Source organism: Pseudomonas sp. EA_65y_Pfl2_P74 (assembly GCF_963970575.1).
Classification (GTDB): Bacteria; Pseudomonadota; Gammaproteobacteria; order Pseudomonadales; family Pseudomonadaceae; genus Aquipseudomonas; species Aquipseudomonas baetica_A.
Genome location: NZ_CAXAOQ010000035.1, coordinates 65780 through 79078, shown reverse-complemented (window position 1 = coordinate 79078; position 13299 = coordinate 65780). Strand labels below are relative to the sequence as shown.

At 55.5% G+C, this 13299-nt stretch carries 9 protein-coding genes and 4 tRNA genes; 11 read left to right on the top strand and 2 right to left on the bottom strand.

Annotated elements, in window-relative coordinates; all coding sequences use genetic code 11:
- Positions 1–177: 177 nt before the first annotated feature.
- Together pbpG and folD are read right to left on the bottom strand one after the other, a co-directional pair.
- The gene (gene pbpG / locus AACY18_RS24235; RefSeq protein ID WP_339431962.1) at positions 178–1116 is read right to left on the bottom strand and encodes a D-alanyl-D-alanine endopeptidase; all 939 of its coding nucleotides are present in this window, start codon (positions 1114–1116) and stop codon (positions 178–180) included.
- 242 nt (positions 1117–1358) lie between these two features.
- Positions 1359–2213: a bifunctional methylenetetrahydrofolate dehydrogenase/methenyltetrahydrofolate cyclohydrolase FolD gene (folD, locus tag AACY18_RS24230; protein WP_339431963.1), complete on the bottom strand. Its 855-nt coding sequence runs from the start codon at positions 2211–2213 to the stop codon at positions 1359–1361.
- 275 nt (positions 2214–2488) lie between these two features.
- Here folD and AACY18_RS24225 point away from each other — a divergent pair.
- The 11 genes from AACY18_RS24225 (at position 2489) to AACY18_RS24175 (ending at position 13031) form a co-directional block, all read left to right on the top strand.
- Positions 2489–2565: transfer RNA gene (locus tag AACY18_RS24225), tRNA-Arg, on the top strand.
- Positions 2566–2597: 32 nt separating this feature from the next.
- Positions 2598–2673: transfer RNA gene (locus tag AACY18_RS24220), tRNA-His, on the top strand.
- Between the two features lie 56 nt (positions 2674–2729).
- Positions 2730–2814 (top strand) — tRNA-Leu (locus AACY18_RS24215).
- 76 nt (positions 2815–2890) lie between these two features.
- Positions 2891–2966 (top strand) — tRNA-His (locus tag AACY18_RS24210).
- Between the two features lie 402 nt (positions 2967–3368).
- Positions 3369–4679, top strand: a complete 1311-nt coding sequence (gene tig, locus AACY18_RS24205; protein ID WP_221730452.1) for a trigger factor — start codon at positions 3369–3371, stop codon at positions 4677–4679.
- A gap of 93 nt (positions 4680–4772) precedes the next feature.
- Positions 4773–5408, top strand: coding sequence for an ATP-dependent Clp endopeptidase proteolytic subunit ClpP (gene clpP / locus AACY18_RS24200; RefSeq protein WP_007951559.1), 636 nt, complete (start codon positions 4773–4775; stop codon positions 5406–5408).
- A 112-nt stretch (positions 5409–5520) separates the two neighbouring features.
- A complete protein-coding gene (gene clpX, locus AACY18_RS24195; protein ID WP_339466326.1) occupies positions 5521–6804 on the top strand; it encodes an ATP-dependent Clp protease ATP-binding subunit ClpX in 1284 nt (427 codons plus the stop codon).
- 162 nt (positions 6805–6966) lie between these two features.
- A complete protein-coding gene (gene lon, locus AACY18_RS24190; RefSeq protein ID WP_339431964.1) occupies positions 6967–9363 on the top strand; it encodes an endopeptidase La in 2397 nt (798 codons plus the stop codon).
- Positions 9364–9511: 148 nt separating this feature from the next.
- Positions 9512–9784 carry an HU family DNA-binding protein gene (locus tag AACY18_RS24185; protein ID WP_008077714.1) on the top strand — a complete coding sequence of 91 codons (273 nt, stop codon included), beginning with the start codon at positions 9512–9514 and terminating at the stop codon, positions 9782–9784.
- Positions 9785–10012: 228 nt separating this feature from the next.
- Complete coding sequence (locus AACY18_RS24180; RefSeq protein ID WP_339431965.1) at positions 10013–11869, top strand: SurA N-terminal domain-containing protein; 1857 nt, start codon at positions 10013–10015, stop codon at positions 11867–11869.
- A gap of 301 nt (positions 11870–12170) precedes the next feature.
- Positions 12171–13031: a DUF2242 domain-containing protein gene (locus AACY18_RS24175; RefSeq protein ID WP_339466325.1), complete on the top strand. Its 861-nt coding sequence runs from the start codon at positions 12171–12173 to the stop codon at positions 13029–13031.
- The last annotated feature ends 268 nt before the right edge of the window (positions 13032–13299 follow it).

The window sequence follows — 13299 nt, the reverse complement described above, 5'->3', positions numbered from 1 at the left end:
TCGACTTGGTCGACAACCGACAATTTAAAAGTCAGCGTGTAATCGCGTTGACTACGTTTTGCGCCCGTATCCATTGCCCCCTCCTGATAAGAAGCCAGAAGGTGTAAACCTTATTCAGGACGAGACAGCAGATGAGAAAAAGCCCCGAAATTTCGGGGCTTTTCCTTATGGCGCGAATTACTTGGAGGCTTCGACCACGCCGCTCTGGCGCGCCTTGAGGTTTTTGTCGGCTTTGTACTGTTGAGCCGCTGCTGGAACGCTGGCGCTCCTGCCGGTTTCCACCCAACTGCGGATGCGGCTGGCATCGGCAAAATGGGTGTATTTACCAAACGCGTCGAGAATCACCAGCGCGACCGGGCGGTTGCCCATTTTCGTTACCAGTACCAGGCAATGACCGGCAGGATTGGTGAAGCCGGTTTTGGTGATCTTGATGTCCCAGTCGGCCTTATTGACCAAGTGATCGGTATTGCGAAAGCCCAGTGTGTAATTGGGTTTACGGAAAGAGACGGTCTTTTCCTTGGTGGTGGTGAGTTCGCTGAGGACCGGGTACTTGCTGGCGGCTACCAGCAACTTGCTCAAGTCACGGGCAGTCGACACGTTGCGCTCAGACAAGCCGGTCGGCTCGACGAAGTGCGTGTTGGTCATGCCCAGCGCCTTGGCCTTGGCGTTCATCGCCGCGATAAAGGCTGCGTAACCGCCCGGGTAGTGATGCGCGAGGCTGGCGGCCGCACGGTTTTCCGAAGACATCAGAGCAATCAACAGCATCTCGCGGCGCGGCAGTTCACTCTTGAGTTTGACTCGGGAGAACACGCCCTTCATTTCCGGCGTATTGCTGATATCGACATTGATCCATTCGTCCATGTTCTGTCGGGCTTCAACCACCACCAGGCCAGTCATCAGCTTGCTGACGGAAGCGATCGGCACAATCACGTCAGGGTTGCTGGAATAAATGACTTTTTTGGTCTGCATATCCATGAGCAGGGCGCTACCGGAGGCGATTTTCAATTGCGAAGCGTCACGGGGGGCAGCGATGGTTTGCGCGGCATTGATCGATGGCGTGATGAATGTGCCTGTAAAAGCAAAAAACAGGCTCAGAATCGAAAGACGAATTTTCACGCGGGCGAACTCATAAAGGTTGGATATTCCGTTAGTTTGTAACGGGTTATTTCTTAAAAGCGTCGCATTTTAGGAGTATGGCTTAATAACTGTCGATGGTTGTTTGAGTGGCCTGAAAATCTTGTGAAAAGGCCTGTAGAAATAGGGTTTTCCGGCGAACGGTTACAGCTTTTTCTCAGGCACGAAAAACCCCGCACGCGGCGGGGTTCTCGGGGGTATTGCCAGCGCGTGAAAAAAACCACTCAGGCGTGCAGGGTTTCCGCTGCGTATAGGGTGTTTTCCAGCAGGCAGGCACGGGTCATCGGGCCGACGCCGCCCGGTACCGGCGTGATCCAGCCGGCGCGGGGCAGGGCGGTTTCGTAGACAACGTCACCGACCAGTTTGCCGTCGTCCTGACGGTTGATCCCGACATCGATCACGATCGCGCCTTCCTTGATCCACTCGCCTTTGACCAGGCCCGGCTTGCCGGCAGCCACAACGACCAGATCGGCACGACCGACGTGCTCGGCCAGATCCTTGGTGAAGCGATGGGTCACGGTCACGGTGCAGCCAGCCAGTAACAACTCCATCGCCATCGGACGACCGACGATGTTTGAGGCGCCGACCACAACTGCGTCCAGTCCGTAAAGATCAACGCCTGTGCTTTCCAGCAAAGTGATGATGCCTTTAGGGGTGCACGGACGCAGCAGAGGGATGCGTTGGGCCAGACGCCCGACGTTATAAGGATGGAAGCCATCGACGTCTTTGTCCGGGCGAATGCGCTCCAGCAGTTTGGAGGCATCCAGATGCTCGGGCAGCGGCAGTTGCAACAGAATGCCGTCGATTGCCGGGTCGTCGTTGAGGCGATCAATCAGATCGGTCAACGCTTCTTGCGTGGTTTCAGAGGGCAGGTCGTAGGCTTGAGAGAGGAAGCCGACCTCTTCACAGTCTTTACGCTTGTGCGAGACATAAACCTGAGAGGCAGGATCGCTGCCGACCAGGATCACCGCGAGGCCGGGAGTGCGCAGGCCTTGCTGGCGACGCTCGGCAACTCGTTGGGCGATCTGCTGGCGCAGGCTGGCGGCGATCGATTTGCCGTCGATTAGTTGTGCAGTCATTGCGCGTGATTAACCATCGAGAGGGGAAAAAATGAGAACGCATTCTCGCATGTCGAGCGGTGAGGGCAAAGGCGCTTGGTCAGCAAATTCCTCTAACTCCTTTAATTAAATGAATTTTTTTTAAAAAGGATTTGACGACCTTTCGGGCGCTCTATACTATTCGTCGCACTTGTCGGGCACAGCCTAGCACTGGTTAAGAAGGTGAAGCGGAATCAAGGTTCTGTGATACTGGAAAGCACTTAGTTTGTAGTCCTTTAAGAGTACAGATTAATAAGGCGCCCGTAGCTCAGCTGGATAGAGCATCCGCCTTCTAAGCGGATGGTCGCAGGTTCGAGTCCTGCCGGGTGCGCCATTAGGCAGCTTTGGCACAAGTAACGCGATATGGTGGGCGTAGCTCAGTTGGTAGAGCACGGGATTGTGACTCCCGTTGTCGTGGGTTCGATCCCCATCGTCCACCCCATATTTCGAAAGGCGCCAGATGTAACAGTCTGGCGCCTTTGCTTTAAAGCTTGATCCGCGGATGTGGTGGAATTGGTAGACACACTGGATTTAGGTTCCAGCGCCGCGAGGCGTAAGAGTTCGAGTCTCTTCATCCGCACCAATTAAAGCTTCATTCATGTCTTCGGGCAGGTGAGGTTCAACAAAGAAGTTGTTTGGCTTTTTTGTTACGCAATATGGTGGGCGTAGCTCAGTTGGTAGAGCACGGGATTGTGACTCCCGTTGTCGTGGGTTCGATCCCCATCGTCCACCCCATATTTCGAAAGGCGCCAGATTTAACAGTCTGGCGCCTTTTTTGTTTTAGCGATTTGAAGACTTGGCGATTGCCGGCTTCGATTCGCAGGAGTGGGGCGTTTCGTCGTGTTTATGTTGCTCGATGATTCTGTGCTGCTCGCCGGGCTTGCTTGCAGGGTCGGCCGTCAGGGCGTGATTGGCGGTCTCTTCTATATATAGAAGAGATCGGCGCAGAGCCCTGGCGTGATTGGTTGTATTCGCCTGTGGGGCGCCACGCATTCGTGCAACGGTCCCTATAAATTGCCTGCTGTTTTTTTACCCGTTTTCAGTAGGGTGACTTCTTGAGTTTGACCCACTAGAATGCATGCCCTTGATTCTGGGGTCGGAAACGGCCGGCTAACGTCTGTGCAACGAGGAATATCCATGCAAGTTTCTGTTGAAAATACTACTGCTCTTGAGCGCCGCATGAGCGTCACCGTGCCGGCTGAGCGCATTGAGAGCCAGGTCAACAAGCGTCTGCAGCAGACTGCCCAAAAGGCCAAGATTGCTGGCTTCCGTCCAGGCAAAGTGCCAATGAGCGAAATCAAGCGCCGTTTCGGTGCTGACGCTCGCCAGGAAGCTGTTGGTGATGTCATCCAGTCCTCCTTCTATGAAGCTGTGGTTGAGCAGAAGCTGAACCCGGCTGGTTCGCCTTCGATCGAGCCTAAATCGCTCGAAGCGGGCAAGGATCTGGAATACGTTGCTGTATTCGAAGTGTTCCCTGAGTTCACCGTTGCCGGTTTCGAAGGCATCACCGTTGAGCGCCTGAGCGCTGACGTGGCTGACGCTGACCTGGACAAAATGCTCGACATCCTGCGCAAGCAGAACACCCGTTTTGAAGTGGCTGATCGTGCTGCCCAGAACGAAGACCAACTGAACATCGATTTCGTTGGCAAGGTCGATGGCGAAGTGTTTGCAGGTGGCTCCGCCAAAGGTACTCAGCTGGTTCTGGGTTCCGGTCGTATGATCCCGGGCTTCGAAGAAGGCCTGGTGGGCGCTAAGGCGGGCGAAGAGCGCGTTCTGAACCTGACCTTCCCTGAGGACTATCAGAACCTGGATCTGGCGGGTAAAACCGCTGAGTTCACCGTGACGGTCAACACTGTTTCCGAGCCAAAGCTGCCTGAGTTGAACGAAGAGTTCTTCGCTCAATTCGGTATCAAGGAAAGCGGCATCGACGGCTTCCGCACCGAAGTTCGCAAGAACATGGAGCGTGAACTGCGTCAGGCGATCAAATCCAAGGTGAAAAATCAGGTAATGGACGGCCTGCTGGCCACCAACCCGATCGAAGTGCCTAAGGCCCTGCTGTCCAACGAAGTTGATCGTCTGCGCGTGCAGGCTGTTCAGCAGTTCGGTGGCAACATCAAGCCTGACCAACTGCCGGCCGAGCTGTTCGAAGAGCAAGCCAAGCGTCGCGTAGTGCTGGGTCTGATCGTGGCTGAAGTGGTCAAGCAGTTCGACCTCAAGCCTGACGATGCCCGTGTTCGTGAAATGATTCAGGAAATGGCTTCGGCGTACCAGGAGCCTGAGCAGGTCGTGTCGTGGTACTACAAGAACGACCAACAACTGAACGAGGTTCGTTCGGTTGTGCTGGAAGAACAAGTTGTGGATACTGTTCTGCAGAAAGCTAGCGTGACCGACAAATCGGTCTCTTACGAAGAAGCGGTCAAGCCGGTAGAAGCTCCAACAGCCGACTGATTGTTTTTGCGTTAAGAAGTGCACACCATAAGCCAGCTCTCGAGCTGGCTTATGCGTATTCAAGACATAACTATTTGGGAGTGACTGCAGAGCATGTTCCGTAATTCGTATATTCAGCAGAACTCTGATATCCAGGCCGCAGGCGGCCTGGTCCCGATGGTTGTCGAGCAATCTGCTCGTGGCGAACGCGCCTATGACATCTACTCGCGCCTGCTCAAGGAGCGAGTGATCTTTCTGGTTGGTCCGGTAGAGGACTACATGGCCAATCTGATCTGTGCGCAACTGCTGTTCCTTGAAGCGGAAAACCCGGACAAGGACATCCATCTCTATATCAACTCCCCGGGCGGTTCGGTGACAGCGGGCATGTCGATTTACGACACCATGCAGTTCATCAAACCCAACGTATCGACCACTTGCATCGGTCAGGCGTGCAGCATGGGCGCGTTCTTGTTGACCGCCGGTGCTCCAGGCAAGCGTTTCTGCCTGCCGAACTCGCGCGTGATGATTCACCAGCCACTGGGTGGTTTCCAGGGTCAGGCATCGGATATCGAAATCCATGCCAAGGAAATCCTCTTTATTCGCGAGCGCCTGAACACGCTGATGGCCAAGCACAGCGGTCGTACCCTTGAAGAAATCGAGCGCGATACCAATCGCGATAACTTCATGAGTGCAGAAGCTGCGAAGGAATACGGCTTGATCGATGAAGTGATCAACCAGCGCCCAGCTTAAAATAAGCAGCTCAAAATAGGCTTGGTCGGCGCGTCTGATCAGCGGCGGGCTTGAAAAAGCCCGCAATAGCCTTCATCTTGTGTTGCAAGCCTATCGGATTTGGATCGAACGAATGACTGACACCCGCAACGGCGAGGACAACGGCAAGCTGCTCTATTGCTCCTTCTGTGGCAAAAGCCAGCATGAAGTACGCAAATTGATTGCCGGCCCCTCGGTCTTTATCTGCGACGAGTGCGTCGACCTGTGCAATGACATCATCCGCGAGGAGGTGCAGGAAGCCCAGGCCGAAAGCAGCGCGCATAAATTGCCTTCGCCTAAAGAAATCAGCGGCATCCTTGATCAATACGTCATTGGTCAAGAGCGTGCGAAGAAGGTTCTGGCCGTAGCGGTGTACAACCACTACAAGCGTCTGAACCAGCGTGACAAAAAGGCTGACGACGTCGAACTCGGCAAGAGCAACATCCTGCTGATCGGCCCGACAGGCTCTGGTAAAACCCTGCTGGCCGAAACACTGGCCCGCTTGCTGAACGTTCCGTTCACCATCGCTGACGCAACCACCCTCACCGAGGCTGGTTATGTCGGTGAAGATGTCGAGAACATCATTCAGAAGCTGCTGCAGAAGTGTGATTACGACGTAGAGAAGGCCCAGATGGGTATTGTCTACATCGACGAAATCGACAAGATATCCCGCAAGTCCGACAACCCGTCGATCACCCGGGACGTTTCCGGTGAAGGCGTGCAGCAGGCCTTGCTCAAGTTGATCGAAGGCACGGTCGCTTCCGTACCGCCGCAAGGTGGCCGCAAGCATCCGCAGCAGGAATTCCTGCAGGTCGACACCCGTAACATTCTGTTCATCTGCGGTGGTGCGTTCTCGGGCCTCGAGAAGGTCATCCAGAACCGTTCCACCAAAGGCGGCATCGGTTTCAACGCAGAAGTTCGCAGCAAGGAAGAAGGCAAGAAAGTCGGTGAGTCCCTGCGAGAAGTCGAGCCTGACGATCTGGTCAAGTTCGGTCTGATCCCGGAATTCGTCGGTCGTCTGCCAGTCCTTGCGACACTGGACGAGCTGGACGAGGCTGCGCTGATGCAGATCCTCACGGAGCCGAAAAACGCTCTGACCAAGCAGTATGCGAAGCTGTTCGAGATGGAAGGCGTGGATCTGGAGTTCCGCTCCGACGCGCTGAAATCGGTCGCCAAACGTGCCCTGGAACGTAAAACCGGTGCCCGTGGCCTGCGTTCGATTCTCGAAGGTGTGCTGCTCGATACGATGTACGAAATCCCCTCGCAGTCCGAGGTGAGCAAAGTCGTCATCGATGAGGGTGTGATCGAAGGCAAGTCCAAGCCACTGTATATCTACGAGAACAGTGAGCCAGCTGCCAAGGCAGCACCGGACGCTTAAGCGTCTACGCTGCCGGAACAAAGAAGGGGCCTTCGGGCCTCTTTTTTTTATGTCGTTTTTTACATCCGCTTTGCGCTTGTTTTTTTTCAAGGCAGCCCCCATCTTGGTTTCAAGCTTAATTCCATCTGATTACGGCCATATGGCCGCCGTAGAGGCGAAATCATGAAGACAACCATCGAATTGCCTCTCCTGCCATTGCGTGATGTCGTCGTGTATCCGCACATGGTTATCCCGCTGTTCGTGGGGCGTGAGAAATCCATCGAAGCCCTCGAGGCAGCGATGACGGGCGACAAGCAGATTTTGCTGCTGGCCCAGAGAAACCCGGCTGATGATGATCCCGGTGAAGACGCTCTCTATCGCGTAGGTACCATTGCCACCGTTCTACAACTGCTCAAGCTGCCTGACGGCACCGTCAAGGTTCTGGTCGAGGGTGAGCAGCGCGGTACCGTTGAGCGCTTCAGCGAAGTCGACGGCCACTGTCGTGCCGAAGTCTCCTTGATTGAAGAACTCGACGCTGCCGAGCGCGAGTCCGAAGTGTTCGTGCGTACACTGCTGTCTCAGTTCGAACAATATGTGCAGTTGGGCAAAAAAGTCCCCGCAGAAGTCCTGTCGTCGCTCAACAGCATCGAAGAACCGGGCCGTCTGGTCGATACCATGGCCGCCCACATGGCGCTGAAAATCGAGCAGAAGCAGGAAATCCTGGAAATCATCGATTTGTCGGCCCGGGTCGAGCACGTCCTGGCGTTGCTGGACGCCGAGATTGACCTGCTGCAAGTCGAAAAACGCATTCGCGGTCGCGTTAAAAAGCAGATGGAGCGCAGTCAGCGTGAGTACTACCTGAATGAGCAGATGAAGGCCATTCAGAAGGAGCTCGGCGATAGCGACGAAGGTCACAACGAAATCGAAGACCTGAAAAAGCGCATCGACGCTGCCGGTCTGCCGAAAGACGCATTGGCCAAAGCCACTGCCGAGTTGAACAAGCTCAAGCAAATGTCGCCGATGTCCGCAGAGGCCACTGTGGTGCGCTCGTACATCGACTGGTTGGTACAGGTGCCGTGGAAGGCCCAGAGCAAAGTGCGCCTGGACCTGGCTCGCGCAGAAGACATTCTCGATGCGGATCACTACGGTCTCGAAGAGGTCAAGGAGCGCATCCTTGAATACCTCGCCGTACAAAAACGCGTGAAGAAAATCCGTGGCCCGGTGTTGTGCCTGGTCGGTCCTCCAGGCGTGGGTAAAACTTCGCTGGCGGAGTCGATTGCCCACGCCACAAACCGTAAATTCGTCCGCATGGCCTTGGGTGGCGTGCGTGATGAAGCGGAAATTCGAGGTCACCGCCGGACTTACATCGGTTCGATGCCCGGAAGATTGATTCAAAAGATGACAAAGGTGGGCGTCCGTAACCCGCTTTTCCTGCTCGATGAAATCGACAAAATGGGCAGCGACATGCGTGGCGATCCAGCGTCGGCGTTGCTGGAAGTGCTCGACCCCGAGCAGAACCACAATTTCAACGACCACTATCTGGAAGTCGATTACGATCTCTCGGATGTGATGTTCCTGTGCACCTCCAACTCGATGAACATCCCGCCGGCGCTGCTGGACCGGATGGAAGTCATCCGTCTGCCGGGCTACACCGAAGACGAGAAGATCAACATTGCGGTCAAATACCTGTCGCCAAAGCAGATCGCTGCCAATGGTCTGAAGAAAGGCGAGCTGGAATTTGACGAAGAGGCGATCCGCGACATCATCCGTTACTACACACGTGAAGCCGGTGTGCGTGGCCTTGAACGTCAGATCGCCAAGGTCTGCCGCAAGGCCGTTAAAGAGCACGCGATGGAAAAACGCTTCTCGGTGAAAGTGACAGCAGACTTGCTGGAACATTTCCTCGGTGTGCGCAAGTTCCGCTACGGTCTGGCCGAGCAGCAGGATCAGATCGGTCAGGTTACCGGCCTTGCCTGGACTCAGGTGGGGGGCGAATTGCTAACCATCGAAGCCGCAGTTGTGCCAGGTAAAGGCCAGTTGATCAAGACTGGTTCGCTGGGCGATGTAATGGTCGAATCGATCACTGCTGCCCTGACCGTGGTGCGCAGCCGTGCGAAGAGTCTGGGCATTCCTCTGGACTTCCACGAAAAGCGCGACACACACATCCACATGCCGGAAGGGGCGACCCCGAAAGATGGACCGAGCGCGGGTGTAGGCATGTGCACGGCATTGGTTTCGGCCTTGACCGGCATTCCGGTGCGCGCTGATGTCGCCATGACCGGTGAAATCACTTTGCGTGGTCAAGTGCTGGCCATTGGTGGTCTGAAGGAAAAACTGCTGGCGGCGCACCGCGGCGGAATCAAGATTGTGATTATTCCGGAAGAGAATGTGCGCGATCTGAAGGAGATTCCTGACAATATCAAGCAGGATCTGCAGATTAAACCGGTTAAATGGATTGACGAGGTCCTGCAAATTGCGCTGCAATACGCGCCGGAGCCCTTGCCGGATGTGGCTCCGGAGATAGTTGCCAAGGACGAAAAACGTGAGTCTGACTCTAAGGAAAGAATTAGCACGCATTAATACGTTTTTGCCTGGGTGGCTTCCTTGACAGCTTTTTAGAGCCCTTGTTATAAAGCGGCTCTTAAGTGTCTGTAGGCCATTCAGCACACGTTTTTGCTTTCACCAAAAAACTTAGAATCATCTCAAAATAGATATAAGGGGACTTAGAGTGAACAAGTCGGAACTGATTGATGCTATCGCTGCATCCGCTGATATCCCGAAAGCTGCTGCTGGCCGTGCGCTGGACGCAGTAATCGAATCCGTCACTGGCGCTCTCAAGGCTGGCGACTCCGTTGTTCTGGTTGGTTTCGGTACGTTCTCCGTGACTGATCGTCCGGCTCGCGTTGGTCGTAACCCACAGACCGGCAAGACGCTGCAGATCGCAGCGGCCAAAAAACCAGGTTTCAAAGCCGGTAAAGCACTGAAAGAAGCTGTTAACTAAGTTTTCAGGTTTTTACCTATCCGGGTCGGGGTCATGCCTGACCTGGCAGCGGAGCGGTAGAGCAGGTCGCTGAAACAGCTGCCTGTAACGCCGGGATCGAGGGTTCGAGCCCTGTCCGCTCCGCCAGTTACGAGAAGGCGCATCCTCGGATGCGCCTTTCTTCTATCCGGATTCTACCCACGCTCCACGGTTGCCTAATTTTGAAGTTCAACCGTTTCTGGGGGACGCATGCTGCAGAATATCAGGGACAATTCACAAGGCTGGATTGCCAAGACCATTATCGGAGTCATCGTTGCACTGATGGCTCTGACCGGTTTCGACGCCATTTTCAAGGCCACGACGCACTCTAACGAGGCGGCCAAGGTCAATGGTGAGGAAATCAGCCAGAACGAGCTGAGCCAGGCCGTTGACATGCAACGCCGTCAGCTGATGCAACAGTTGGGCAAGGATTTCGATGCTTCCTTGCTCGACGAAAAAATGCTGCGCGAGTCGGCTCTCAAGGGCCTGATTGATCGCAAGCTGCTGCTGCAAGGTGCCGAACAATCGAAATTCGCTTTCTCCGAAGCTGCTCTGGACCAAGTGATCCTGCAAACGCCTGAATTTCAGGTGGACGGCAAGTTCAGCTCTGATCGTTTCGACCAGGTGATCCGTTCTCTGGGTTACAGCCGTATGCAGTTCCGCCAGATGCTGGCTCAGGAAATGCTGATCGGCCAACTGCGGGCCGGTGTCGCTGGCAGCGGTTTCGTCACCGACGCTGAAGTGCTGGCATTCGCCCGTCTGGAGAAACAGACTCGCGATTTCGCCACCCTGAACGTCAAGACCGATCCGGCTGCGATCAAGCTGACCGACGATGAGGTCAAGGCTTACTACGACGAACACGCCAAGGAATTCATGACCCCGGATCAGGTGGTCATCGATTACCTTGAGTTGAAGAAGTCTTCCTTCTTCGATCAGGTCGCCGTCAAGGACGAAGACCTGCAAGCGGCGTATCAAAAAGACATCGCCAACCTGTCGGAACAACGTCGTGCGGCGCACATTCTGATCGAAGTGAACGACAAGACCACCGAAGCGCAGGCCAAGGCGAAGATCGAAGACATCCAGGCGCGTCTGGCCAAGGGCGAGAAGTTCGAAGCGCTGGCCAAAGAGTTCTCGCAGGATCCGGGTTCGGCCAACAATGGCGGTGACCTGGGTTATGCCGGTCCCGGCGTTTACGATCCGGCTTTCGAGAAGGCCCTGTACGCCTTGTCCAAGGATCAGGTTTCCGGGCCGGTTCGCACCGACTTCGGTTTCCACCTGATCAAGTTGCTGGGCGTGGAAGCACCTCAAGTGCCGACCTTTGCAAGCCTGAAGGACAAGCTGACCCGCCAGTTGAAAGAGGCGCAAGTCGAGCAGCGTTTTGTCGAGGCGACCAAGCAACTGGAAGACACTGCGTTCGAGGCATCTGACCTGGCTCAGCCGGCGGCGGATCTGAAGCTGACTGTGCACACCTCCAAGCCGTTTGGCCGTGAGGGTGGTGAAGGTATTACGGCCAACCGTGCCGTGGTCACCGCCGCGTTCAGCACTGAAGTGATCGATGAAGGCGCCAACAGCACTGCCATCGAGCTGGATCCTGAAACCGTGGTCGTGCTGCGTGCCAAGGAGCACCTCAAGCCTGCGCAACTGCCTTTGGAAAGCGTGAGCGCGGCCATTCGCACACAACTGACCAAAGAGCACGCCAGTGCAGCTGCCAAAACCAAGGCCGAGAAGCTGATTGCTGATCTGCGCGATGGCAAGGCGGTTGATGGACAGAGCTGGAAAACCACCGAAGCGGCCACCCGTGCTCAGGAAGGTATTGATCCTGCTGTGCTGCAAGCGTTGTTCCGCATGCCGAAGCCGGTTGCCAAGGACAAGCCTACGTACAGCAGCGTGACCCTGCCGGACGGTAGCCTGATGATCGTTCGGCTGAACGGCGTCAACGAAGCGGCTGCACCGACTGATGAAGAGAAGGCTCAATACCGTCGCTTCCTCGCGTCTCGTGAAGGTCAGCAGGACTTCGCGGCGTATCGCAAGCAGTTGGAAGCCCAGGCAGAGATCAAGCGTTATTGATGTCTGACTGAGCGGCAAGACAAGAGCCCCGGCCTGACAGCCGGGGTTTTTTGTGGGTGCGCTTTTGTTGGCAGTTCAGGCGACATAGCCGTTTCAGAGGCTCATTTATTGACCTTCTCCGTGCAATTTTCCTCACCGCCACCGCGAGGTCGCGGATGTTTATCGATGATTTATCGCTGCGACTTTTTCCCGCAGCTGAAGGTCGATAGCGTTGTAACTGTTTTAAGACACTAATCCATACGCCGTCCGGCTGCGATCTGTTGCACAATACGCCCCGGACTGTTTTCCCTCAGGATGTTCAATGTTGATTTCCACCCCCCTGCGTGTTGTCGGATTGGCGCTGTTGTTGACCGCTGTTGCTGGCTGTTCGAAGGACAAGCCGATTTATGAGCATGAGAGCTTCGACGATTCCGGCACGTTTTCGCGTAACTATCCGGTAAGCGACATCGGCAGTTGCGAAGCGGCTCGCCGTGCGTTGCTCAGTCAGGGCTACATCATTACCAGCAGTGACCCGAAACTGGTCAGCGGCCACAAGAGCTTCCAGCAGACCGGTGAAACTCACCTGGAGATCAGTTTCAACGTGGTCTGCGCCGAAGATGGCAGTGGCAAGCATCATGCGACGGTGTTCGCCAACGCCCTGCAAGATCGCTACGCACTGAAGAAGACCAACAACTCCGCCAGTCTGGGGGTTGGTGTGCTGGGCTCGGTGTCCATGCCGATCGGCTCTTCGGACGATTCGATGGTCAAGGTTGCCAGCGAGACGGTGACCGCTCAAAAGTTCTACGAGCGTTTCTTTACCCTGGTAGAACAGTTCCTGCCGGCAGAAACGAAGAAAGCCGCGCATATCGAAGAAAAGCCAAAGACGGATCTGGGCATGCCTGAGCCTAAAGCAGTTCCTGCCGCAGAACTTGCTCCTGCGCCTGCCGCTGAGCCCGTTCCAGCACCAACACCCGCCCCAGCGGCTGCCGCGCCGGCGCCACTTGAAACCACACCGCTGAGTTCAGAGCCGGTTGTACCACCCGCCGAGTCAACCCCGATTGCCCCCGCGCCGAGTGCTGAACCGGCGGCGCCAGCCACGCAAACCATCACGCCACCCGCCAACCCGACGGACATCCCGCCGCCGTCCGAGCCAATTCCGGCGATGCCAGCCTCCGGCCAATAATTCGCCTACCGAATCTCTGTGGGAGCGGGGGCGCTCGCGAATGCGGTGTGTCAGTCGACATTTGCATCGACTGACACAACCTCTTCGCGAGCCGGCCCGCTTTTGATTTATGGGCTGTCAAAAAAACTGCGATAAATTCCTGACCACCTGCTACGTTTTATTCATGAAGGCGCTGTTTCATTTTTCCTTCACACGGGCGCGCTATGCTCGGGACACCATCGAATAGAGCAGTAGGGGGATGACACAATGGATGACTATCAAGAAGAAC